Source organism: Streptomyces sp. NPDC005266 (genome assembly GCF_040607655.1).
In the GTDB taxonomy this organism is placed as follows: Bacteria; Actinomycetota; Actinomycetes; order Streptomycetales; family Streptomycetaceae; genus Streptomyces.
Map to the genome: position 1 here is coordinate 66,809 of NZ_JBEXHC010000011.1, position 22,227 is coordinate 89,035.

Genomic DNA, 22,227 nt, shown 5'->3' on the forward strand with positions numbered 1-22,227 from the left:
GACGCGGCGCGCGACCGGCACGCGGCGGCGCGGGCGGGGCTGCCGCTGTCGGCGACCCAGCTCTCGCGTGGCGAGCCGGTCATCCCCACCGAGTATCTGCGGGCCTGAGCGCCCGCGTACGGCCCGGTGGAGCTGGTGCGCGGCAGGGAGATCGTGGCCCGTGAGCCGCTGGACGCGGCGCGCGACCGGCACGCGGCGGCGCGGGCGGGGCTGCCGCTGTCGGCGACCCAGCTCTCGCGTGGCGAGCCGGTCATCCCCACCGAGTAGCTGCGGGCCTGAGCGCCCGCGTACGGCCCATGCCCACTGCCGCGAACGGCGCCGAGTGTCTACGCTCGGCGACAGCCGCAACCGTTATCACATCGTCCGCTCCGGGCCGAGTCGTTTCCCGGTCCTGTCTGTTCCCAGCCGAAAGGCGCGTGTCATGCACCGGGCACTGATCGTCGTCGATGTCCAGAACGACTTCTGCGAGGGCGGGTCCCTCGCCGTGACGGGCGGCGCGGACGTCGCCGCCGCCATCACCGATTTCATCGGGGAGGCGACGGCCGGTTACCGCCATATCGTCGCCACCCGCGATCACCACATCGACCCGGGCGATCACTTCTCCGACCACCCGGACTACGAGCACAGCTGGCCGGTGCACTGTGTCGCGGGCACCGAGGGCGTGGGCTTCCACCCCAATTTCGCGCCCGCCGTGGCCTCCGGCGCGATCGAGGCGGTCTTCGACAAGGGCGCGTACGCGGCGGCCTACAGCGGCTTCGAGGGCGCCGACGAGAACGGCGTGCCGCTCGCGCGGTGGCTGCGCGAGCGGGAGGTGACCGAGGTCGATGTGGTCGGCATCGCCACCGACCACTGTGTGCGGGCCACGGCGCTGGACGCGCGCCGCGAGGGGTTCGGGACGCATGTACTGCTGGACCTGACCGCGGGCGTCTCCGAGGCGACCACCGGGCGGGCGCTGGAGGAGCTGCGGGCGGCCGGCGTGGAGCTGACCGGCAAGCCGGTCGTCCTGAGCGCGCCGGGCGGCGCCCGCGGGGTCTAAAGCTCCCCGCTGATCCCTCGCCGTTCGGCCTGGCCGAGGGCTTGGACGCCGAGAAGGATCAGCACTTGACTTCGCCGTAACCGCTTAGGAGGACCACCAGGCCAAGGATGCCGGGGCTGCCGGGGCTGCCGGGGCGGGCGGCGGGGCCGGGGGCCTGAGGAGGGCGGCGATGGGGTGCCAGAGCTCCCCCCGTCCGTCCGGCGCGGTGCGCCAGACCAGCCCGTCGGGATGGTGCAGCACCGCCGTCACCTCGTCGGGTGTCGGCGGCGCGCTGTTGCCGCGCAGGTAGACGGCGCGGAGCCCCAGATTGCGCAGCCTGGTCAGGGCGCGCTGGCGGTTCGCGGCGTGTACCAGGACGCGGACACCGCCCTCGCCCAAGGGGCGCGGCAGCGTGATCGCTACCACCACGCTGCCGCCGGGCAGCTTGGTGAATCCTCCGTCGGCCATACGGTTCCTGTCCCCCGTGAGACGTCGTGTCAATAAGGCGGTCGTAGTGCATCTAAACGCGGAACGGCCGCCGCCCGCTAGTGGACGACGGCCGCTGCCGCTCTGACCTGCGATAACGCAGGTTTTGTTGATCTAGGAGGCGGACGGACCGACCTGGACGGTCATCGTCGAGCCACCCGGAAGCTCCTTGAGAATCTTGATCCGGGTGTTGGTGTCAGCAACCTTCACGCTGCCCGTCGGGTTGGTCTTGTCCCAGTACATTCCCTTGTGGTCGTCGAAGACCGGATTGCCCGGCTTCGCCCGTACCTTGGTCGCCGTGCCGTTCTTGTGCAGGGTGAAGCCGTCTGTCGGATACCAGCTGAAGGGCGAGTCGTACGCCTGGATGCGGTTGCGCATCAGCGTGCCGTCCGCCCACTTCTCCGGAATGGCGTGCGCGTCGACCGGCAGGATCTGACCGGTACCCGGGTGGACGCCGACGTTGTTGTCCGGCTGCGAGGTGTCCCACTGCCAGATCAGCAGACCGTTCTGGTACGGGAAGTGCTCGACCCAGTCGGGGCGGGTGGCGGGCCAGCCGAAGTTGTACGGGCCGGTCCGCAGGGTCTTGTCGTACGACACGTACTGGCGGTTCTCGGCGAGGTAGTACTGCGGGTAGTCCTTGGTGAAGGACGCGCCGATGCGCGAGAAGCCGTTGCTGGTCCAGCCGTTGTCATCGCCCTCGGCGCCGTCGGTGACCACCGGCGCGCCGTCGGCCGTCAGCGTGATCGCGTCGGCCGTGAAGCCCTTCTGCGCGACACCGCCGTCGGTCTGGTAGCGGAAGCGGAGGTCGATCTTCTTGCCCGCGTAGGCATCCAGCGGGAAGGAGAGCTTCTTGTACGCGCCCGAGGTGCCGGTCAGCGCGGGCTTGTCCCCCGCGTCGCGCGGGATGGCCTTGCCGTCCGCCGTGCCGTCGACGGGCGTCCAGTTGGCGCCGCCGTCCGTGGAGACCTCGGCATACAGGTAGTCGAAGTTCTGCTCGATGTCCCACCAGCCCTGGAGGTCCAGGCTCGCCGTGGACTTGCCCGTGAGGTCGACGGACCGGGTCAGGGTGTTCTTCAGACCGTCACCCATCCCGGACCACCACTGCTTGGTGCCCTCGGCGGGCTTGACCACCTCGGTGGTGACGGGCTTGTCGGGCAGCTCGACGAGCAGCGCCTGCTTGTTCTTGGTGTTGTACTCGGCGACCCCGAGGGTGTGGGTGGACTTCTTCCCGGCCTTGGCCGTGGCGTAGTTCAGCCAGCCCAGCTGGAGCTTGTCCCAGGCGTTCATGTCGCCCGGCAGATCGCCGATCGCGTCCTTGCCGGTGCCGAGCCAGGAGCCCGCGGACATCAGCGACCAGTAGGCGACGGACGACTCGCCCTTACCGGTGGTGTCGTACTCGTCCGGCAGACCCAGGTCGTGGCCGTACTCATGGGCGTAGACACCGAGACCGCCGTTCTCGGGCTGCATGGTGTAGTCGCCGACCCAGATGCCGGTGTCACCGATCTGCGTACCGCCCGACTTGTTGGTGCCGGGGCCGGTGCTCCCCGCGTCGGTGCCGTACGCGTACCAGCGGTGAGCCCAGATCGCGTTCTCGCCCTGGGCGCCGCCGCCCGCGGACTCGTCCTCACCGGCGTGGACGATCTGGAAGTGGTCGATGTAGCCGTCGGGCTCGTTGAAGTTGCCGTCGCTGTCGAAGTCGTAGCGGTCCCACTGGTCGTACTTGGCCAGGTCCGCCTTGAGCTGGGCGTCGGTGCGGCCGGCCGCCTTCTGGTCCTTGGCCCACTGGTTGACACCGTCGCGGATCAGGTCCCAGGCGTTGTGGCAGTTGGTGTCGCCGCAGTAGTTGGAGCCGTAGCGGGCCTCGTTCCAGTCGATCTTGACCCAGTCGGAGACCTCGCCGTCCACCGAGTAGCGGCCCGAGGACTGCTTCTCGTAGTACTTCTTCAGGGACTGCTTCTTCTTGTCCGTGGAGAAGTAGAGGTCCTGGAAGTGCTCCCGGTCGTAGTCCTTCTGCCAGGCCGTGCTGTTGTCGTTCGCGCGGTCCGGCTGGGCGATGGTGTTGTGCGCCGGGCCCGGGTCGCCGCCGTACTTCTTCACCGGCGGCTGGGGGCCGTCGCCGTCCGGGTCGTACATGGTGGTGTTGTCGACCTTGTCGCCGAACTCGACCAGGACGGTGAAGATCTTGTCGGTCTTCTCCCGGGCCAGCTCGACGTACTTGCCCCTGCCGAGCTTGACCACCTTCGACGCGCCGCGCGTGTCCGCCTTGGCGTCTCCGGAGATGACCTGGCGCAGGGCCTCCTGGCGCTGCGCCTCCTGCTGCTTGCTGTACGGTCCGGCGAGGTCGTGCTCGACATCGGTCTTGGCGGGCGCCGGATCATGGCGCTCAACACGCGTAGACGGCGAATCCGCCTGTGCCATGCCTGTCGAGAGCGCCGCGGCGCCGAGCGCGGCCACGACCGTGGCTATCGCGGCCGATCTGGCCGTCCTCCGTTGGCTGTTCACTCGTTCAGTCCTCCCCTTCCACACCAGTGCGGGGGACATTTGACCGGAGTGGCAGGAGAAAAGACAGACCTTGACTTGGACTGGTGGGGCAAGTACGTTCTCCGGTCCCGGTGTTCCGTTAACCGGACGTCAACCGGAGCGTCGATCTCGCCAGTTGAAGCACTCGGTGACCCCCGTGCGCCCCCTATGCAACGGCGCCGTGGGTGAGGTCACGCTTACTTCCGTTCCCCTCGGGCATTCAGCACCGTAGAGTCGTTTTGACGGTGCACATCAACCCGACTCATGCCCCCCGCATATCGAAGCCTTGAGGACGGATCCCGCCATGCCGCGTCCGACTCCTGCACAGCTCGCCTACGGTTCGGTCACCGTCGTCTTCTCGACACTCGCCATGCTGCTGCTGTCCCAGACCAGGTCAGCGCTCGAGGTGGGGATCGTGACCGTGGCCGGCCTGGCGCTCGGGCTCCTCGTCGCCGTCACCGTGCCGGTGTCACGCGCCTCCCGCGCCTCCCGCCCGAGCCGTACGGTCCGGGCGAACCGGCCGATGGCGCGGACCGGGACGGCCGAGCGGCCGCGGGCCCACGCCCCCGCGCGCGAGCACTCACTGCACGGCTGACGCTCAGTGCACGGCCGACGCTCAGTGCACGGCCGACGCTCACTGCACGGCCGACACCACGACGGTCCGGGCCGCCTTGTCGTGCAGGCACCGCTGGAACGGCTTGTCCCACAGCAGTGAGACCGAGTTGACCAGCCAGAACACCGTGCCCACGAACAGCGGGATCAGCATCCCCGGCAGAACGTAGACCGCGGCACGCACCCAGCCCTGACCGGCCGGCACATCCCCGTCGGACAGCATCGCGACCCGGATGCGCATCACCATCTTGCCGAGCGTCTGGCCACTGCGGGCCAGCATGACGCCCTCGTAGCAGAAGTAGAGGGCCATCGTGATCACCAGCGCGAGGGTCACCTTGCCCAGGTGCTGCTCTCCCGGGTGGTCCATCGAGTACTGGAGAGCGCCGGTCGCGACGAGCGCCACCGTCCAGATCAGGCCGAGGACGAGGGTGTCGATGAGCCGGGCGACAAACCGCTGACCGGGGGTGGCCAGCGGCGGCATCCCGGCGAGGTGGACGTACGGGGGCGACGGCAGCTGGTCAGGGCTCATGCCCCGATTACATCAGCAGCTCAGGGCGGGCAGGTACCTGAGGGTGATGCGAGGGGCTCAGGGGACGGCCGAGACCACGACGGTCTTGGCCACCTTGTCGTGCAGACACTGCCGGTACGGCCGGTCCCAGGTGCACCAAGCCACGTTGATCACCCAGAAGATGAAGCCGCAGCAGGGCACGATCTCGGGGAGGGCGTACGTACCGGCGCGCAGCCACCCCGGCTGGCCGACCGGCGGCTGACCGTTCTCCAGCATGGCGACCCGGATCTTCATCGCCTTCTTGCCGACGGTCTGGCCGTAGTGCGTCAGCATCGTCCCCTCGTAGATGAAGTAGACGAGGGTGTAGATGACCGTGATAGTGGTCGACCAGCTGTTGAGGTAGACCTGTTCGAACCCGCCCAGGATCAGCCGCATGACCAGCCCGACCGGGATGCCGATGATCAGCGCGTCGATGATCCGGGCGACCAGCCGGCGGCCGAGATGCGCGAGCGGGGGCATGCCCGCGAGCGGATCGGCGCCGGCGTCGTGGTCGCCGTACGGTGTGCCGTTCGAGCGCGGCGGCGGCTGCTTGGCGAACGGATCGCTGTCCCGGCCCCCGGGCTCGTCGGCCCCGGGGGGCGGCTGATCGGTGCTCATGGCCCGAGTCGAACCCGAGGGCGGGGCCGCCGCATCCGGCGCGCCCCGTTCGGGCGATCGGGCTCGCCCATCCGCCTCAGCGGCGGCCCGCTCAGCCCGCCGACGCGACGAAGGTGCGCGCCGCCTTGTCGTGCCAGCACTGCCGCCATGGGCGGTCGAACAGACACCACAGCACATTCAGGACGCCGATGACCAGCAGCCCCAGCACCCCGTAGACCAGCCAGCGGCGCAACGCCGCGCCGAAGGACGGGGTGTCGTGCCCCTCGATGTCCAGCACCCGCACCCCGCACACCCTCTTGCCCAGCGTGAGGCCCCACTTGGCGGTCGGCAGGGCCTCCAGGACGATGCCGAGGACGAGCAGCAGGCCGAGCACGATGCCGAGGTAGCCGCCGGTGGTGCCGTCCAGGAAGTAGACGGTGACGGTCTCGCCCGTCTGCTTCGCCGTCTCCACCTTCTGGCTGATGTGATCGCTCGCCTCACCCCACAGAGGGAACGCGACGCCGCCGACGAGGGCGAGCAGCACGCCCATGTCGATCAGCCGGGCGCAGAAGCGGCGGCCGAGCGTGGCGGGCCGTCCCTGGGCCTGGGCGGCCTGGAGGAACGGGTTGTCGACCGGCGGCTTCCAGGGGATGACGCTCTCGGGGACGCCGCCCTGCGGGGCGGTCGGCTGGGGCGGCTGCTGGGCGGGGTGGTGCGGCTGCTGCTGCCAGGCCGGGGCGCCGCCCTGTGCGGGGATGCCGCCGGGCTGCTGCGGCGCTTGCGGGGCGGGTCGCTGGGGCTGATACGGCTGCTGCGGCTGCTGCGCCTGCTGTGGCCGTCGCTCCTCGCGGCGCTGCGGCTGCTGCGCCTGCTGTGGCCGTCGCTCCTCGGGGCGCTGCGGCTGCTGCGCCTGCTGCGGCCCCTGGGGCGGGGACGCAGGTGCCGTTCCGGCTCCCCGGCGCGGTCCGCCGTGGCCGACCGCGCGGATCGTCATCGTCCCCTCGTCACGACCGGACGCCGGGCCCTGGTCCGTCTCGGGGTCACTACCACCGCCGCGTCCGGCCGCCCGGATCGAGAGCGTCCCGTCGGCCGGCGGGGCGGCCGGCTTCCCGCCCTGGGCCGAGGGCAGCTCCGGGGTCCGACGGGCGGGCGGCAGGGCCTGGGCGGACCGGTCGGTGCCGTCGCCGGTGCCGCCCCCGCCCATGGACAGCGTGCCCTGGTCGCCGCTGCCCTCCTGGCCACGGGCCTCGCCGGGGCCGCCCTGGTCGGGGCCTTGCTCGCCGGGGCCGCCCATGGCGCGGCGCGGGTCGGGCACCCCCTCCGAGCCCCAGGAGACCCGGCGGTCCTGTTCGCCGCCGAACCCCGCCTGGTGGGACGCGTCGGCCTGCCAGGCCAAGCCGGCTTCCGGGCGGGCGCCGTGCAGCCGCCGCGGGTCGTTCCAGTCCACGGACGCGGAGACCCCGCCCGGCGGCACCGGAACCGGCCCCACGCCATCGGTGTCCCGTACGTCCATCTCACCGCGCTGCCGCAACTCGGGCAGGGCCGCGCCGGTCTCCTCGCCGGCGGGCGGCGCCGGGTCCTCGTCCAGGAACATCGGGCCGGTCTCGTCCGGCACCGGGCCGATCACCTGGGTGTGGGTGACCCCGGGCGGCGGCGCGGGCATGGACTCGCCCTCGGCCGGGGCGGGCCGGCTGGTGCCGGGCACCCAGGCGGCGCCGTTCCAGTAACGGATGTAGCCAGGGATGGACGGGTCAGGGTAGAAGCCAGGAATGGAGCTGCCGTCCGCGGATCCTGAGGTAGAGGCGCTCATGATCTCCGATGTCCCATATCTGCTCGGCCGTGCTGTACTGCGCTGCGCCTGTGCGGTGCCTCGCGGTGAGGTGGAGCCTAAGCAGTGTGCCGTACAAGAGCCGCAGTGCAACCCGGAGCGCGCGGTCAAGGTCTATCAGACAGGCCCGCGGCCCGTGGCCAAAGCTCCTGGCCACCACCCTCCCGTGCGCGTCTTTGTTGCGGGCGGGCCGGGGCCGTACGAACGGAGACGGCCCGCCTGGCTCCGCCCGGCCTAGGTCCAGCAGACCTACTCTGGCACGGCTGACCACCGTTTCCGTTGCCAATACTGGAAGCCATGGACCGCAACACCGAGCTCAGTGAGTTCCTGCGGAGCCGCAGGGCACGGCTGAGCCCTGCGGACGCGGGCGTGAGCGTGAGCAATGACAGCCCCCGCCGGGTGCCGGGGCTGCGCCGCGAGGAGCTGGCGCGGCTGGCCGGAGTCAGCACGGATTACTACGCGCGCCTCGAACAAGGGCGCCACCTCAATGTGTCGGAGGCGGTGCTGGACGCCGTGGCCCGGGCGCTGCGGTTGGACGACACCGAGCGCGCATACCTGTTCGAACTGGCCCGGCCGCGTCCCCGTCGCGCGGTGCGCCGCCGGTCGTCCCGCCCCCAGCGGGTGCGGCCCGGGGTGCACGACATGCTGCGGATGCTGGAGGGGGTGTCCCCGGCGTTCGTGATCGGGCGGCGGGGTGACGTACTGGCCTCCAACCGGCTGGCGCGTGCGCTGATCACCGACTTCGACGCGCTTCCGTACCACGAGCGGAACATGGCCCGCTTCATGTTCCTCGACGAGGCGGCCCGTGAGCTGTACCGCGAGTGGGACAAGTACGCGGCGGAGATGGTGGCCTCCCTCCGGCTGGAGGCCGGGCGCCATCCCGACGATCCCAGGCTCACCGAACTCGTGGGCGAGCTCACCATCAAGAGCCCGGAGTTCCGCAGGTGGTGGGCGGACCACAACGTGCGGGAGAAGACCCATGGCGTCAAGCTCTACCACCATCCGGTGGTCGGGGACATGACACTCTCCTACGAGAACGTGACCTTCCCCGGCGATGCCGACCAGGCGATGTGCATCTACACGGTCGAGCCCGGCTCCCCCTCCGAGGCGGCCCTGCGGCTGCTGGCGAGCTGGACCGCGAGTCCATCGGGGGACCCGTCCCCCGAATCCCCCTCTTCGTCCATAGCACCCCGTACCCCACATTCCCCCCATTTCCCTCAGGGAGACCACTGATATGACGACCAGCGTCACCGCCTACGCAGCCCCCGCTCCGAAGGCCCCGCTGGAAAAGACCACCGTCGAGCGCCGCGCCCTGCGCGACCACGACATCCTCATCGAGATCGCCTACGCCGGCATCTGCCACTCCGACATCCACCAGGCCCGCGAGGAGTGGGGCGAGGCCCTCTTCCCGATGGTGCCCGGCCATGAGATCGCCGGGGTCGTCGCCGAGGCCGGTCCGGGCGTGACCAAGTACGCCGTCGGCGACCGGGTCGGCGTGGGCTGCTTCGTCGACTCGTGCCGTGAGTGCTCGAGCTGCCTGGCCGGCGAGGAGCAGTACTGCCTCAAGGGCGAGGTCCCCACGTACAACGGCAAGGAGTACGACGGCGCCCCGACCTACGGCGGCTACAGCACCCATATCGTCGTCGACGAGAACTACGCCCTGCGCATCCCCGAGGGCCTGTCCCTCGACGTGGCCGCCCCGCTGCTGTGCGCGGGCATCACCCTCTACTCCCCGCTGGCCCACTGGAACGCCGGCCCGGGCAAGAAGGTCGCCATCATCGGCATGGGCGGCCTGGGCCACATGGGCGTGAAGATCGCCCATGCGATGGGCGCCGAGGTCACCGTCCTCAGCCAGTCCCTCCGCAAGAAGGACGACGGTCTGCGGCTGGGCGCCGACCACTTCCACGCCACCAGCGACGAGTCGACCTTCACCGAGCTGGCCGGCTCCTTCGACCTCATCGTCAACACCGTCTCCGCCAACATCCCCCTGGACTCCTACCTGTCGCTGCTGAAGCTCGACGGCACACTGGTCCACGTCGGCGGCCCGGAACACCCGAGCTCCTTCCACCAGTTCTCGCTGATCGGGGGCCGCAAGTCGATGGCGGGCTCGAAGATCGGCGGCATCCGGCAGACCCAGGAGATGCTCGACTTCTGCGCGGAGCACGGCTTCGGCGCCGAGATCGAGGTCATCACCGGTGACCGGATCAACGAGGCGTACGAGCGCGTGGTGGCGAGCGATGTCCGGTACCGCTTCGTCATCGACATCGCGTCGCTGAAGGCGTGATCACCAGGCCGTCCGGACCTCCGGTCCGGGCGGCCTGGAACAGCTTGCCGGGGTTGAGCAGGCCGAGCGGGTCGAAGACCTGCTTGATGCCCTGCTGCAGCTCCACGCCCACCGGGCCGAGTTCGCGGGCCAGCCACTCCCGCTTGAGGACGCCCACCCCGTGCTCCCCGGTGATGGTGCCGCCCAGCTTCAGGCCCAGGGCCATGATCTCGTCGAAGGACTCACGGGCGCGGCGGGATTCCTCGGGGTCGCCCGCGTCGAAACAGACGGTGGGGTGGGTGTTGCCGTCGCCGGCGTGGGCGACGACCCCGATGGTGAGGGCGTACTTCTCGGCGATGGCGGCTGTGCCGTCGATCATTTCGGCGAGCCGGGAGCGGGGGACGCAGACGTCGTCGATCATGGTGACGCCCTTGATGGCCTCCAGGGCGGGCAGGGTCATCCGGCGGGCCTGGAGGAGCAGGTCGGATTCGGCGGCGTCCTCGGCGGGGACCACCTCGGTGGCTCCGGCGGCCGTGCAGATCTCGGCGACAGCGGCGAGGTCGGGGGCCGGGTCCGGGGTGTCGAAGGCGGCCATCAGGAGCGCTTCGGTGGACTCGGGGAGGTCCATGCTGCCCATGGCGTTGACGGCGCGGACGCACGTACGGTCCATCAGCTCCAGCAGCGAGGGGGCGTGACCGCGCTCCATGATCCGGCAGATGGCGTCGCAGGCGGCGGCCGTGGAGGGGAACTCGGCGGCGAGCACGAGCTGCTCGAGCGGGGCGGGCTTGAGGGCCAGCACGGCGCGGACGACGATGCCGAGGCTGCCCTCGGAGCCGACGAACAGCCGGGTGAGGTCATACCCCGCGACCCCCTTGGCGGTGCGGCGGCCGGTTCTCAGCAGTCGGCCGTCGGCGAGGACGACATCGAGGCCGAGCACGTACTCGGCGGTGACCCCGTACTTCACACAGCACAGACCGCCGGACGCGGTGCCGATGTTGCCGCCGATCGTGCACTGCTCCCAGCTGGAGGGGTCCGGCGGGTAGTACAGGCCCTTGTCCATGACCGCGCGGGACAGGGTCGCGTTGACCACCCCCGGCTCGACGACCGCGATCCGGTCGACGGGGTTGATCTCCAGGATCCGGTCCATCTTGACCAGGGACAGCACGATGCAGCCGTCGGACGCGTTGGCCGCCCCCGACAGGCCGGTACGGGCGCCCTGCGGGACGACCGGGACGCGCAGCGCGGTGGCGGTACGGCAGACGTGCTGGACCTGCTCGACGGTGCGCGGGAGGACGACGACGGCGGGCGCGCCCGCGTCGCAGAAGCTCGCCATGTCGTGTGCGTACGCCCCGGTCACATCGGGGTCCGTCAGCACCGCCTCCGTGGGGAGGCCCTCCCGCAGCATCTCGATGAGGTCCGTCATGCCTCCAGACTCGCACCCGTCGGGCATGGCGGGGAAGATCGCTGCAGCGGACGGGCTACTGGTCCTTGTAGTAGACGCTCAGCCTGCGGTCGCCGGAGACGCCCGAGGCGAAGCCCATGCACAGGCGGCGGGGGCTGGTCAGCTGGACGGCCAGGCCCTCCGGCTCGCGGTAGTCGAGCGAGTACGCGGCCTCGGTGCGGGAGCGCTGGACGAGCTGGCCGGTGCGCAGATCGAGGCAGGAGACGTAGGTGTTGCCGTGCCCGGAGGGCGGATTGGTGCCGTTCTCGGCGGTGTAGGCGGTGCCCGTCATCTGGTACGCGTAGTCGCCGAGCACCGTGAACCCCTGGAAGACCTCGTCGGCGGATATCCCCGCCTGGGGTATGTCGTACACGGCGGTGTACGTGCCCGCCGTGACGTCGGAGAGGTTCATCAGCCGGTAGCGGACCGTGCCGTCGAGCCGGTAGCGCAGCAGCAGCCGCTTGTTGAGCATGTCGACGGCGGGCTGGTTGCTGGTCGAGCCGGGCACCGGGCGGTGGGTGGCGAGCGCGGACGAGCCGTTGGTCAGCACGGTGCCGTTGGCGAACGTGAAGCGGCTGATGGCGCGGCCGTAGCCGGAGTCGGGGTTGGCGTCCGACTCGGTCCACAGATACGCGGTGGTGCCCACCGGCTCACAGCCGATCGCCACGCCGTGCCCGAACCCCTTGACGTACATCGAGCCCAGCTCGGCGCCGGCGAGGGACAGTTTGGTGATGCACATGTCGCCGTGCGCGGCCCGGTCGGCGCCCGAGACGGGGGCGGACTCCCCGCTGAGCTGAATCCCGCCCTCCATCAACTGGATCGTGTAGAGGTGCCCGTTGACGTCGTCGAACGCGAAGGACTGCAGCACGGTGGAGTTGTGCGGTGTCTTCTCGCGGATCAGCTGCGTGGAGGGTACGGACAGATCGAACCGGCCCCCCGCGACCGTGGTGGCCGCTGCCGCGCCCGCCGCGAAGGCGCCGAGCGCGCCGGCGGCGGCGGCACCCCCGCCGAGGGCGAACTTACGCCTGGTCAATCGCCCCGCACCGTACTTTTCCGTCTGCATTCGAACTCAACAACTCCCGTAGTAAAACCCGTGTTGAAGTGAACAGGTCGCCGAGAGTGTAGACGGTCCGAATACGCGTTCAGGCTGGGCTTCGGGTTTTCCGACAAGAACGGCGCAAGCCCCGGAGCCGGACCGGTCCCGGGCGCCGAAGCGGCGCCCGGGACCGGTCGGGATCAGAGATTGCCCCGCTTGGCCTGCTCCCGCTCGATCGCCTCGAAGAGCGCCTTGAAGTTGCCCTTGCCGAAGCCCATCGAGCCATGCCGCTCGATCATCTCGAAGAAGACGGTCGGGCGGTCCTGGACCGGCTTGGTGAAGATCTGGAGCAGATAGCCGTCCTCGTCGCGGTCGGCGAGGATCTTGAGCTCGCGGAGGGTCTCGATGGGGACCCGGGTGTCCCCGACCCACTCGCCGAGCGTGTCGTAGTACGAGTCGGGGGTGTCCAGGAACTGCACACCGGCCGCGCGCATGGTGCGGACCGTCTCCACGATGTCGTTCGTGGCCAGGGCGATGTGCTGGACGCCGGGGCCGCCGTAGAACTCCAGATACTCGTCGATCTGGGACTTCCTCTTGCCGAGGGCGGGCTCGTTCAGCGGGAACTTCACCTTGCGGGTGCCGTCCGCCACCACCTTCGACATGAGGGCGGAGTATTCGGTGGCGATGTCGTCGCCGACGAACTCCTTCATGTTGGTGAAGCCCAAGACGTCGTTGTAGAAGCCCACCCACTCGTCCATCCGGCCGAGCTCCACATTGCCGACGCAGTGGTCGATCGCCTGGAACGTCCTCTTCGGGGGCGGCGGGACGATCGGGTCGGCGGCCTCGTAGCCGGGGAGGTAGGGGCCGTCGTAGCCGGAGCGCTCGACAAAGGTGTGGCGGGTGTCGCCGTACGTACGGATGGAGGCGAGCACGACCGTGCCGTTCCCGTCCTTGACGTCGTGCGGCTCCTCGATGCCGGTCGCGCCGTGCTCGAGCGCGTAGGCGTAGGCGGCGCGCGCGTCCGGTACCTCGATGGCCAGGTCGATGACGCCGTCGCCGTGTTCGGCGACATGGCCGGCGAGGAAGCGGCCCCACTGGCTCACCGGCTTGATGACGGAGGTGAACACAAAGCGGGCACCGCCGGAGACCAGGACGTAGCTGGCGGTCTCCCGGCTGCCGTTCTCCGGGCCGGAGTAGGCGACGAGCTTCATGCCGAAGGCGGTGGCGTAGAAGTGGGCGGCCTGTTTGGCGTTGCCCACGGCGAAGACGACCGCGTCCATCCCCTTCACCGGGAAGGGGTCTGCCTGCCGCGCGGTGGATGGGGTGGGATTCAGGATCTCAGTCATGTCCGCAGCGTCTCCCCGTTACTCAGGGTGCGCAACAGTTTGCTGAAATGCTGAGCAGTCTGCATAGCCATGGGCGGCCAGGGCAGCGCATTCTGTGCAGAGTGACCACCATCACAGGAGGTGCCCATGGGGATCGACGGGCTGGACGCCCGGCTGATCGAGCTGCTTGCCGAGGAGCCCAGGATCGGCGTTCTGGAGGCGTCGCGCCGCCTCGGTGTCGCGCGCGGCACGGCGCAGGCGCGGCTGGACCGGCTGCGGGCACAGGGGGTGATCCGCGGGTTCGGCCCGGATGTGGACCCGGCGGCGCTCGGCTATCCGGTGACCGCGTTCGCGACGCTGGAGATCAAGCAGGGGCAGGGGCAGGACGTACGGGCGCATCTGGCGACCGTCCCGGAGGTGCTGGAGCTGCACACCACCACGGGCCACGGCGACATGCTGTGCCGGCTGGTCGCCCGCTCGAACGCCGATCTTCAGCGGGTGATCGACCGGGTGGTGGGGTTCGAGGGGATCGTCCGGGCCTCGACGGCGATCGTGATGGAGAACGCGGTCCCGTTGCGGATCATCCCGCTGGTGCGGCAGGCGGCGCAGGACTGATCCGAGGGCGGTAAGCGGATCCAAAGACTCCGTTGCAAAGAGATGATTGCAACGGAGTCTTTGCGCGCGTACGCTGCCGCACATGGCAGAGAACGACAAGCCTGTGCCCGATGACGTACGGGTGCTCGACCCCCGCTCCCTGCGCGGGCTCGCCCATCCGCTGCGGATGCGGCTGCTCGGCGCGCTGCGTGAGTACGGACCGGCCACCGCGTCCCAACTGGCCGACCGGCTCGGTGAGTCCAGCGGCGCCACCAGCTACCACCTGCGCCAACTGGCCGCCCATGGGTTCGTCCAGGACGACCCGGAGCGGGGCAAGGGTCGGGAGCGGTGGTGGAAGGCGGCACACCGGGGCACACGCGTGGGCAACGATGAGTTCCTGACCCACCCCGACCCGTCCGTCCGCGGGGCGATGAACACGCTGTTGCACGAGTGGGCCACGCTCCACAGCCAGGAGCTGTCCACCTGGCTCGGCACCCTGCACGACTGGCCGGCCCCGTGGCGCCACGCCTCGGACATCAGCGACTTCAGCCTGCGCCTCACTCCTGAACTCGCCCAGGAAATGCGCGACAAGGTGCACGAAGTGATCGAGAGCTACCGCGAGAAGGAGGTGGACCGGGACACCGGGGGCTCCGCCCGGTTCCGCGTCCATCTGCACGGCTTCCCACGCGAAGAGGACTGACCGACCCCTGGGGGGACCACTTATGTACAGCGACGACATCCATCTGTGGCTGCATCGGATCCGCGCCGAACGGCTCCGGGCCGAGGCGCAGGCGGCCATCACTCGCCGCGCCCGCCCGCTGCGCACCCGGCTCGGCTGGACGCTGGTGGAGGTCGGGCTGCGGCTGGCGACACCACGGCTGCCGCACTCGGGGCTCACCGCCCGCTTCGATCACTGACGAGAGCCGTTGACATGGCATCCGACCACAGCGGTGACGGCCGGGGCGACCGAAGACCCCTCCTCCTCGTCCTCGCCGCCAACACCGTCTCCATCGCGGGCAATTCCCTCACCCTCCTGGCCGTCCCCTGGTTTGTGCTGGAGACCACCGGCAGCGCGGCCAGGGCCGGCCTCGTCGCCTTCTGCGCCACGCTGCCGGTGATCGTCGCCGCCGTCGCCGGCGGACCGGTCATCGACCGGCTGGGGCGGCGGCGGACCTCCCTCGCCTCGGACGCGCTGTGCGCGGTGGCCATCGCCGCGATTCCGCTGCTGCACCTCGCCGGTCTGCTGCGGCTGTGGCAGCTGTGCGCGCTGATGGCGGTCACCGGGCTGCTCCACGCGCCGGGCGAGACCGCCCGCCAGGTGCTGGTGCCCGCGCTGGCCGAACGGGCGGGCACCCCCCTCAGCCGCGCGGCGAGCTTCTACGACGGGGCCTCGCGCGGGGCGCGGATGCTGGGCGCGGCCCTCGGTGGGGTGCTGATCGCGCTGCTCGGCCCGCCGTCCGTGCTCCTCCTGGACGCGGCGACGTTCGCCGTATCCGCGCTGCTGATCGCGGCGGGGCTGCGCGGACTGCCCGCCGCCGCGCCGCGCAAGGGCGCCTCCCCGGTGTCCGCCCGCGCCTACCGCGCCGAGCTGCGCGAGGGGTACGCCTTTCTGCTGCGCCATCGGCTGCTGCTGGCCATCGTGCTGATGATCATGGTCACCAACGGCCTTGACCAGGGCTTCTCCTCGGTGCTGCTGCCCGTCCACGCCGAGCGTCACCTGGGCGGCTCGGTCCAGCTCGGGCTGGTGACGGCGCTGTTCGGGGGCGGCGCGCTGGCCGGGGCGCTGCTGTACGGGGCGGTGGGCGACCGCTTTCCGCGCCGGACCGTGTTCGCGGTGAGCTTTCTGCTGTGCGGGCTGCCGCGCTTCGCCGTCGCCGCGTTCGTCCCCGGTGTGCCACCGCTGGCCGTGACGATGGCGGTCAGCGGGGTCGCGGCGGGCATGCTCAACCCGATCCTGACCACGGTCACCTACGAGGCCGTGCCCGACGAGCTGCGCAGCCGGGTCACGGGGGCGATCACCGCGGGGGTGTGGGCGGTGATGCCGCTCGGCGGGCTGGTGGCCGGCGGTCTGGTGGAGGGGGCGGGGATGACGGCCGCGTTCCTGGTGATGGGCGGGGCGTACTTCCTCGCGACACTGAGCCCGCTGGTCTTCCCCGCCTGGCGGGGCATGGACGCCCGCGACACGGCGGGCGGGATCAGCAGTGCGGCAGGCTTCCGCCCGAGCGCAGCGCCTTCAGAGCCGTCATCGCGCCCTTGAGCGTGGTGACGGGGATCAGCCGCAGTCCCTTGGGGAGTTCGGCCTTGGCGTCCGCGCACTCGGCCTTCGGGACCAGGAAGACCGTGGCGCCGTCCCGCTTGGCGGCCTGCGTCTTGAGCGGAACGCCGCCCACCGCGCCGACCTCGCCCCTGGCGTCGATCGTGCCGGTGCCCGCGATCGTACGGCCGCCCGTGAGGTCACCGCCGCGCCCGTCGCCGTCCAGCTTGTCGATGATGCCGAGCGAGAACAGCAGCCCGGCGCTCGGGCCGCCCACGTCCGCGAGGCGCAGGGTGACCTTGACATCGCCCGGCGACCGGTGGAGATAGCCCAGGGCCGCGCTGGTGGCCGTGGACTGGGACTTCCGCATCTCCCGGGCGTTGTGCCGCTCGATCTCCTTGGTGGTGCCGCCGACGTAGACCGCGTCATGCGGCATCACGGCACGGTCGGTGGCGAACCAGCCGCCGATCACGTCCTTCAGCCGGACGGTGGCGTCCGGACCGGTCGCCTGGATCGTCGTCATCCGCAGCTGGCCGGTGGTCTTGCGGGTACCGGCCCCGGTGATGGTGATCACCTGCTTGCCGTTGTCGGACCCGAGGACGTTCACCGTCGTGCCCGGCTGAGCCACGGTGTACGGCAGGGGCGCGAACGCGGCGACCGCGAACAGGGCGAGGACGAGCGCGGAGCAGACCCCGAGGATCCGGGCGCGCGGGGAGACGGCAGGCATGGGGGTGAATCTAGTTGACCGGCGGGGCGGCTGAGGCGCCGCCCTCGCCCACACGGCCGCGCCCGCCACCGTGCGACCCGGCCGTGCGGCCCGGCCGTGCGGGCCAGCCGTGCGGGCCAGCCGTGCGGGCCAGCCGTACGGGCCAGCCGTACGGGCCAGCCGTGCGGGCCAGCCGTGCGGGCCAGCCGTACGGGCCGCGACGGCGCGGGCCGCACACGGCGGAGCCCCCGCCACCGGGCAGCGCGCCCCGGCGTTCACGCCGGGGGCGTGCGCCCGGCCCATGGCGGGGACCCGCGGTGGGCCCGGCGACCCCACGCGGGCCCGAGGGTGGACGACCGGTCCCACGCGGGCCCATGCATCCCGCCCCACGGCCCGGGCCCCACGCCTGCCGTGCCCGCGCCCCGCCACCGCGTACCGTCACCGCAGCGCGTCCGCGACCTCCCGCGCCGCGTCCATCACGCGCGGCCCGACCCGCTCCGGCACCGCGTCGCACAGCATGACCACACCGACGCTGCCCTCGATTCCCGTCACCCCGATCAACGGGGCGGCCGCGCCGCTCGCGCCCGCCTCCAGCTCGCCGTGGGTGAGCGCGTACCCCGGATCGTCGCTGCGGCCCGCGCGGGCGGCGAGTATCGCGCGCCCGGCGGCGCCCCGGTCCAGCGGATGCCGGAACCCGGCCCGATAGGCGACGTGGTAGTCGGTCCAGGTCGGCTCGACCACGGCGACGGCGAGGGCCTCGGTGCCGTCGACCAGGGTGAGATGGGCGGTGGCACCGATGTCCTCGGCCAGGGAGCGCAGCGCGGGCAGCGCCGCCTCCCGTACGAGCGGATGCACCTGCCGGCCGAGTTGCAGCACCCCGAGCCCGACGCGGGCCCGCCCCCCGAGGTCCCGGCGGACGAGGGAGTGTTGTTCAAGGGTGGCCAGCAGTCGGTAGACCACGGTGCGGTTGACGCCGAGCTTGTTGGACAGCTCGGTCACGGTCAGCCCGTGGTCGGTGTCGGCGAGCAGTTTGAGGACGCGCAGTCCCCGGTCGAGCGTCTGGGAGGTCTCCGCGGTCACGACGCCCCTCCTCGGTGGTGAGTGGCGGCTGTTCGCGGAGGTGCGCCGTCGGTCCCGACGACGGCGCGCGAAGAGGCCGCCGGTCGTGGTGGTCACGCACCGGCTGCGCTCCGCGGCGGCGCTGCCACGGGGCGTGTGCGTGCCCGAACGGTAGCGAGCCGGTCCGTTTAGCGGAAGAGTTCGTCCAGAATGCGAGCGGACCTGCCATAGAAGCCGACGCGGGTACGCCCTGAATCGTCCTGCTTTGCCCCACCATGCCGGGTAGCGTGCGACCGGTTCATGAAATGCGTCGAAAGGGGTTGCGCTGGGTGCGTCATCCCACCCGGGCGTCACCCCGTATCCCGTATCGGACTTTCGGGGCACCGGGGTACCGGGGTACCGGGGTATCGGGGTATCGGCGTCAGCGCATCCGCGTGGCCCACTCCTGGACCTTTTTGATCCGCTCACGGATCTGGCCCGCCGTCGCCTCCGCACTCGGGGGCCCCCCGCAGACGCGGCGCAGCTCGGTGTGGATCACGCCATGCGGTTTGCCGCTCTGGTGGACATACGCCCCCACCAGCGTATTGAGCTGCTTGCGCAGCTCCAGCAGCTCCTTGTGCGTGACCACGGGCCGCCGCTCCGCGGGGATTTCGAGCAGATCGGCCTCCGCGTCCGGCTTCTTGCGGCTGTGCGCGATCTGCTTGGCCTGCCGCCGCTGGAGCAGCATCTGCACCTGGTCGGGTTCGAGGAGCCCGGGGATGCCGAGGTAGTCCTGCTCCTCGTCGCTGCCCGGGTGGGCCTGCATACCGAATTCGGCACCGTCGTAGAGGACGCGGTCGAAGACCGCGTCCGACTCCAGCGCCTCGAAGGGCAGCTGGTCCTGTTCGCCGGTGTCCTCGTCCTGCTGCTTCTCCGCCTCCTCGAGGAGCTTCTCCTCCTCCGCGTACGGGTTCTCCTCCTCGCCGTCCTTCTTCGGCTTGTCGAGGACGTGGTCGCGCTCGACCTCCATCTCATTGGCGAAGCCGAGCAGCGCCGGGATGGTGGGGAGGAACACCGACGCGGTCTCGCCACGCCGCCGCGACCGTACGAAACGGCCCACGGCCTGGGCGAAGAAGAGCGGGGTGGAGATCGTGGTCGCGTACACCCCGACCGCGAGCCGGGGCACGTCCACGCCCTCGGAGACCATACGGACGGCCACCATCCAGCGGTCCTCGGAGTTGCTGAAGTCCTCGATCCGCTGGGAGGCGGCGGCCTCGTCGGAGAGCACGAGGGTCGCCTTGGCGCCGGTGATCTCGCGGATCAGCTTGGCGTACGCACGGGCCGAGTCCTGATCGGAGGCGATGACGAGCGCGCCCGCGTCCGGGATGGCCTTGCGGACCTCGGAGAGCCGCTGGTCGGCGGCGCGCAGCACGTTCGGCATCCAGTCACCGCGCGGATCGAGCGCGGTGCGCCACGCCTGTGAGACGGCGTCCTTGGTCATCGGCTCGCCGAGCCGCGCCTCGATCTCGTCGCCCGCCTTGGTGCGCCAGCGCATGTTGCCGCTGTAGGAGAGGAAGATGACGGGCCGCACGACGCCGTCGCCCAGCGCGTTGCCGTAGCCGTAGGTGTAGTCGGCGGAGGACCGCCGGATGCCGTCGTTGCCCTCTGCGTAGGTGACAAAGGGGATGGGGTTGGTGTCCGACCGGAAGGGCGTACCGGTGAGGGCGAGCCGGCGGGTCGCGGGCTCGAACGCCTCCAGGCATGCCTCGCCCCAGGAGCGGGAGTCGCCGGCGTGATGGATCTCGTCCAGGATGACCAGGGTCTTGCGCTGCTCACAGCGGTTGCGGTGCAGCATGGGCCGTACGCCGACACCCGCGTAGGTCACGGCGACACCGTGGTACTCCCGGCCCACCGGGCCCGCGCTGTACCCGGGGTCCAGCTTGATGCCGATCCGTGCCGCGGCCTCCGCCCACTGCTTCTTCAGATGCTCGGTGGGTGCGACGACGGTGATCTGCTGGACCACATGGTGGTGGAGCAGCCACGAGGCGAGGGTCAGCGCGAAGGTCGTCTTCCCGGCCCCGGGGGTGGCGACCGCGAGGAAGTCGCGCGGCTGCTCCTGGACGTACTTGTCCAACGCGCCCTGCTGCCAGGCTCGCAGCTTGCTCGCGGTACCCCAGGGGGCCCGTCCAGGGAAGGCGGGCGAGAGGTGATGGCTGGTGGAGGCGGCAGTAGTACTCACGGTCTCCGTCGGGCTCGGCTGGGGCGATCGGGAACCGCGTCAGCCTACCTGTGCCGCCCTTCACGCTTCGGGGTTACGTCCCGGTTCCACCCGAGGGTGGGACCGACCTCACATCGGCTTCCGCACAGCGGGCCGCGGGCCGCAGGCGGGTGGTGAGGAGGGCGGCTGCCAGGGCCGCCGCCGCCATCGCCGCGTACACGGCGACGAACGCCGCCGGGTGGGAGGAGTCGGCCGGCGCGGTGGGCGCCGTGTGGTCGGCCGCGGCGAGGGAGTCACCGCCGAAGGTGATGAAGAGGACACCGCTGAGGCCGAGCAGGGTGATGTTGCCGAGCGCGTCGGAGACCTGGAGGGAGGCGGAGTTGCTGCCCGCGTCCTCGGGGCGGGAGAGCTTGAGGAGAAGCACGCTGCCGCTGGAGATGGTCAGGCCCATGCCGTAGCCGCCGATAACCCAGGCGACGGCGACGATCCAGACCGGGGCGGAGTCGGCGAGCGCCAGCGGGACCAGGGCGATGGCGGCGGCCACCAGCAGCATGCCGAGGCCCATCAGCCGCTCGCGGTACGGCTCCAGCCGGGGGCGGCTCTGGGTGTACGAACCGAGCGCCCAGGTGAGGCCGCCGCCGGTCAGGGAGAGCCCGGCGAGGGTCGCGGACAGACCGCGCTGGGTGACCAGCATCAGCGGGACGAAGCTCTCCGCGCCCAGGAAGGCGCCGGCCGCGACACCGCGCAGCAGCACGACCGAGGGCAGTCCGCGCGCGGCGCGGAAGGTGCCCCGCGGCAGCAGCCCGAGCACACCGGGGACCACCAGGGCGAGACCCGCGGCGGCCGGGGCGAGGGAGATCGGGCGGGGGTCCTGGACCGCGTACTGGAGCAGCCCGGCGCCGGTCGCGACGGCGAGCGCGAGGAGGATACGACGGCGGTTCACGACCGGGGAGCGCTCGCCCGGGGGCAGCTTGCGCAGGGCCGGAAGCATCACGGCGAGCGGCGGCAGCACCAGCACCGGCATGGGGAGGAACACCCAGCGCCAGCCCGCCTGTTCGGTGACGGTCCCGGCGGCGAGGGGGCCGACGATGACCGGCAGCACCCACGCGGCGGCGAAGGACGCCATCACGGCTGGCTGCAGCCGCTGCGGATAGGCCCGGCCGACCACGACGTACAGCGCGACGATCACCAGCCCGCCGCCGATGCCCTGGACGGCCCGCCCGCCCACGAACAGCCACATCCGCTGGGCCGTACCGGACACCACCAGACCGGCGACGAACGCCGCGATCCCGCCGAACAGCGGCGCGAGCGGCCCCTTGCGGTCGCACCACTCCCCCGACAGCGCCATCGCGAACAGACTCGCGGTGAAGTAGGCGGAGAAGGCGTAGGCGTAGAGCTCGACGCCGTCCAGCGCGCGGGCCGCGACCGGCATGGCGGTGCTGACGGCGCTCGCCTCGAAGGCGAAGAGGGAGACGACGGTGACGATGCCGAGGGTCAGGGCGCGGTAGCGGCGGCCGAACACGGTGTCGTCGGAGGCGGGGAGGGTCGGATCCGGGGCGGGCCGGCCGAGCTCCGGGCCGTTGTGGTCGAGCGTCGTCATGGGCGTCAGCGTAAGCGGCGTGAGCCGAGGTGACACCTGTCGCGAGTCGGTGCTCACCTCGGCCATCGGTCCTAGGGCCGGGTCCGTGGCGTCCCGTCGGATCAGGACGTCAGCAGGACGCCCGCGTACGAAACGCCCGCGATCACC

Annotated in this window: 19 protein-coding genes and 2 pseudogenes; 9 read left to right on the forward strand and 12 right to left on the reverse strand. The window is 71.1% G+C overall.

Annotated elements, in window-relative coordinates:
- Window positions 1–126: 126 nt before the first annotated feature.
- Together ABZU99_RS20875 and ABZU99_RS20880 are read left to right on the forward strand one after the other, a co-directional pair.
- A pseudogene (locus tag ABZU99_RS20875) lies at window positions 127–267 on the forward strand (nicotinate phosphoribosyltransferase); the annotation flags it as partial.
- Window positions 268–421: 154 nt separating this feature from the next.
- Entirely contained in the window at window positions 422–1,036 is a 615-nt protein-coding gene (locus ABZU99_RS20880) for an isochorismatase family protein (protein WP_355945041.1), read from the forward strand.
- A gap of 84 nt (window positions 1,037–1,120) precedes the next feature.
- On the opposite strand, the gene ABZU99_RS20885 is transcribed toward ABZU99_RS20880, so the two are convergent.
- Both ABZU99_RS20885 and ABZU99_RS20890 read right to left on the reverse strand, forming a co-directional pair.
- Window positions 1,121–1,483 carry a hypothetical protein gene (locus ABZU99_RS20885; protein ID WP_356048735.1) on the reverse strand — a complete coding sequence of 121 codons (363 nt, stop codon included), beginning with the start codon at window positions 1,481–1,483 and terminating at the stop codon, window positions 1,121–1,123.
- A gap of 132 nt (window positions 1,484–1,615) precedes the next feature.
- Window positions 1,616–4,003 carry an immune inhibitor A domain-containing protein gene (locus ABZU99_RS20890; RefSeq protein WP_356048733.1) on the reverse strand — a complete coding sequence of 796 codons (2,388 nt, stop codon included), beginning with the start codon at window positions 4,001–4,003 and terminating at the stop codon, window positions 1,616–1,618.
- A gap of 322 nt (window positions 4,004–4,325) precedes the next feature.
- Between ABZU99_RS20890 and ABZU99_RS20895 the strand changes: the two genes are divergently transcribed.
- The gene (locus tag ABZU99_RS20895; protein WP_356048731.1) at window positions 4,326–4,616 is read left to right on the forward strand and encodes a hypothetical protein; all 291 of its coding nucleotides are present in this window, start codon (window positions 4,326–4,328) and stop codon (window positions 4,614–4,616) included.
- Window positions 4,617–4,655: 39 nt separating this feature from the next.
- On the opposite strand, the gene ABZU99_RS20900 is transcribed toward ABZU99_RS20895, so the two are convergent.
- The 3 genes from ABZU99_RS20900 to ABZU99_RS20910 all read right to left on the reverse strand — a co-directional run bounded on the left by ABZU99_RS20900 (window position 4,656) and on the right by ABZU99_RS20910 (window position 7,587).
- Complete coding sequence (locus tag ABZU99_RS20900) at window positions 4,656–5,162, reverse strand: RDD family protein (RefSeq protein WP_355945049.1); 507 nt, start codon at window positions 5,160–5,162, stop codon at window positions 4,656–4,658.
- Between the two features lie 57 nt (window positions 5,163–5,219).
- A complete protein-coding gene (locus ABZU99_RS20905; RefSeq protein WP_355945051.1) occupies window positions 5,220–5,798 on the reverse strand; it encodes an RDD family protein in 579 nt (192 codons plus the stop codon).
- Between the two features lie 91 nt (window positions 5,799–5,889).
- Window positions 5,890–7,587, reverse strand: coding sequence for an RDD family protein (locus ABZU99_RS20910; protein WP_356048729.1), 1,698 nt, complete (start codon window positions 7,585–7,587; stop codon window positions 5,890–5,892).
- Between the two features lie 315 nt (window positions 7,588–7,902).
- Between ABZU99_RS20910 and ABZU99_RS20915 the strand changes: the two genes are divergently transcribed.
- Both ABZU99_RS20915 and ABZU99_RS20920 read left to right on the forward strand, forming a co-directional pair.
- On the forward strand, window positions 7,903–8,838 hold the full coding sequence (locus tag ABZU99_RS20915) for a helix-turn-helix transcriptional regulator (protein WP_355945055.1): 936 nt from the start codon (window positions 7,903–7,905) through the stop codon (window positions 8,836–8,838).
- A gap of 1 nt (window position 8,839) precedes the next feature.
- The gene (locus ABZU99_RS20920) at window positions 8,840–9,889 is read left to right on the forward strand and encodes an NAD(P)-dependent alcohol dehydrogenase (RefSeq protein WP_355945057.1); all 1,050 of its coding nucleotides are present in this window, start codon (window positions 8,840–8,842) and stop codon (window positions 9,887–9,889) included.
- Window positions 9,890–9,926: 37 nt separating this feature from the next.
- Here the strand turns inward: ABZU99_RS20920 and ABZU99_RS20925 are convergent.
- The 3 genes and pseudogenes from ABZU99_RS20925 to hppD all read right to left on the reverse strand — a co-directional run.
- Window positions 9,927–11,291: pseudogene (locus tag ABZU99_RS20925) on the reverse strand (FAD-linked oxidase C-terminal domain-containing protein); the annotation flags it as partial.
- Window positions 11,292–11,346: 55 nt separating this feature from the next.
- Window positions 11,347–12,342, reverse strand: coding sequence for a teichoic acid biosynthesis protein C (locus tag ABZU99_RS20930; protein ID WP_356048726.1), 996 nt, complete (start codon window positions 12,340–12,342; stop codon window positions 11,347–11,349).
- A 203-nt stretch (window positions 12,343–12,545) separates the two neighbouring features.
- Window positions 12,546–13,691, reverse strand: a complete 1,146-nt coding sequence (gene hppD, locus ABZU99_RS20935; RefSeq protein ID WP_356048724.1) for a 4-hydroxyphenylpyruvate dioxygenase — start codon at window positions 13,689–13,691, stop codon at window positions 12,546–12,548.
- A gap of 126 nt (window positions 13,692–13,817) precedes the next feature.
- Here hppD and ABZU99_RS20940 point away from each other — a divergent pair, with 126 nt between their 5' ends.
- From ABZU99_RS20940 to ABZU99_RS20955, 4 genes are all read left to right on the forward strand, one after another.
- Window positions 13,818–14,285, forward strand: coding sequence for an Lrp/AsnC family transcriptional regulator (locus ABZU99_RS20940; protein WP_355945063.1), 468 nt, complete (start codon window positions 13,818–13,820; stop codon window positions 14,283–14,285).
- Between the two features lie 82 nt (window positions 14,286–14,367).
- Entirely contained in the window at window positions 14,368–14,964 is a 597-nt protein-coding gene (locus tag ABZU99_RS20945; protein WP_355945065.1) for a helix-turn-helix domain-containing protein, read from the forward strand.
- Between the two features lie 22 nt (window positions 14,965–14,986).
- Window positions 14,987–15,181, forward strand: a complete 195-nt coding sequence (locus ABZU99_RS20950; RefSeq protein ID WP_356048722.1) for a hypothetical protein — start codon at window positions 14,987–14,989, stop codon at window positions 15,179–15,181.
- Between the two features lie 14 nt (window positions 15,182–15,195).
- Complete coding sequence (locus ABZU99_RS20955; protein WP_356048720.1) at window positions 15,196–16,521, forward strand: MFS transporter; 1,326 nt, start codon at window positions 15,196–15,198, stop codon at window positions 16,519–16,521.
- Here the strand turns inward: ABZU99_RS20955 and ABZU99_RS20960 are convergent.
- The 4 genes from ABZU99_RS20960 to ABZU99_RS20975 all read right to left on the reverse strand — a co-directional run bounded on the left by ABZU99_RS20960 (window position 16,460) and on the right by ABZU99_RS20975 (window position 22,080).
- The gene (locus tag ABZU99_RS20960; RefSeq protein WP_355945072.1) at window positions 16,460–17,245 is read right to left on the reverse strand and encodes a S16 family serine protease; all 786 of its coding nucleotides are present in this window, start codon (window positions 17,243–17,245) and stop codon (window positions 16,460–16,462) included. The two genes, ABZU99_RS20955 and ABZU99_RS20960, sit on opposite strands and share 62 nt — an antisense overlap.
- Before the next feature lie 417 nt (window positions 17,246–17,662).
- Window positions 17,663–18,304 (reverse strand): helix-turn-helix domain-containing protein, encoded by a 642-nt coding sequence (locus ABZU99_RS20965; protein ID WP_355945073.1) that lies wholly within the window; start codon window positions 18,302–18,304, stop codon window positions 17,663–17,665.
- Window positions 18,305–18,704: 400 nt separating this feature from the next.
- Complete coding sequence (locus ABZU99_RS20970) at window positions 18,705–20,501, reverse strand: DEAD/DEAH box helicase (RefSeq protein WP_355945075.1); 1,797 nt, start codon at window positions 20,499–20,501, stop codon at window positions 18,705–18,707.
- A gap of 73 nt (window positions 20,502–20,574) precedes the next feature.
- On the reverse strand, window positions 20,575–22,080 hold the full coding sequence (locus ABZU99_RS20975; RefSeq protein ID WP_356048717.1) for an MFS transporter: 1,506 nt from the start codon (window positions 22,078–22,080) through the stop codon (window positions 20,575–20,577).
- Between the last annotated feature and the right edge of the window lie 147 nt (window positions 22,081–22,227).

Coding starts and splice junctions, on each gene's coding strand:
- ABZU99_RS20880 (WP_355945041.1), top strand. CDS start 422: ATGCACCGGGCACTGATCGTCGTCGATGTCCAGAACGACTTCTGCGAG.
- ABZU99_RS20885 (WP_356048735.1), bottom strand. CDS start 1,483: ATGGCCGACGGAGGATTCACCAAGCTGCCCGGCGGCAGCGTGGTGGTA.
- ABZU99_RS20895 (WP_356048731.1), top strand. CDS start 4,326: ATGCCGCGTCCGACTCCTGCACAGCTCGCCTACGGTTCGGTCACCGTC.
- ABZU99_RS20900 (WP_355945049.1), bottom strand. CDS start 5,162: ATGAGCCCTGACCAGCTGCCGTCGCCCCCGTACGTCCACCTCGCCGGG.
- ABZU99_RS20905 (WP_355945051.1), bottom strand. CDS start 5,798: ATGAGCACCGATCAGCCGCCCCCCGGGGCCGACGAGCCCGGGGGCCGG.
- ABZU99_RS20910 (WP_356048729.1), bottom strand. CDS start 7,587: ATGAGCGCCTCTACCTCAGGATCCGCGGACGGCAGCTCCATTCCTGGC.
- ABZU99_RS20915 (WP_355945055.1), top strand. CDS start 7,903: ATGGACCGCAACACCGAGCTCAGTGAGTTCCTGCGGAGCCGCAGGGCA.
- ABZU99_RS20920 (WP_355945057.1), top strand. CDS start 8,840: ATGACGACCAGCGTCACCGCCTACGCAGCCCCCGCTCCGAAGGCCCCG.
- hppD (WP_356048724.1), bottom strand. CDS start 13,691: ATGACTGAGATCCTGAATCCCACCCCATCCACCGCGCGGCAGGCAGAC.
- ABZU99_RS20940 (WP_355945063.1), top strand. CDS start 13,818: ATGGGGATCGACGGGCTGGACGCCCGGCTGATCGAGCTGCTTGCCGAG.
- ABZU99_RS20945 (WP_355945065.1), top strand. CDS start 14,368: ATGGCAGAGAACGACAAGCCTGTGCCCGATGACGTACGGGTGCTCGAC.
- ABZU99_RS20950 (WP_356048722.1), top strand. CDS start 14,987: ATGTACAGCGACGACATCCATCTGTGGCTGCATCGGATCCGCGCCGAA.
- ABZU99_RS20955 (WP_356048720.1), top strand. CDS start 15,196: ATGGCATCCGACCACAGCGGTGACGGCCGGGGCGACCGAAGACCCCTC.
- ABZU99_RS20960 (WP_355945072.1), bottom strand. CDS start 17,245: ATGCCTGCCGTCTCCCCGCGCGCCCGGATCCTCGGGGTCTGCTCCGCG.
- ABZU99_RS20975 (WP_356048717.1), bottom strand. CDS start 22,080: ATGACGACGCTCGACCACAACGGCCCGGAGCTCGGCCGGCCCGCCCCG.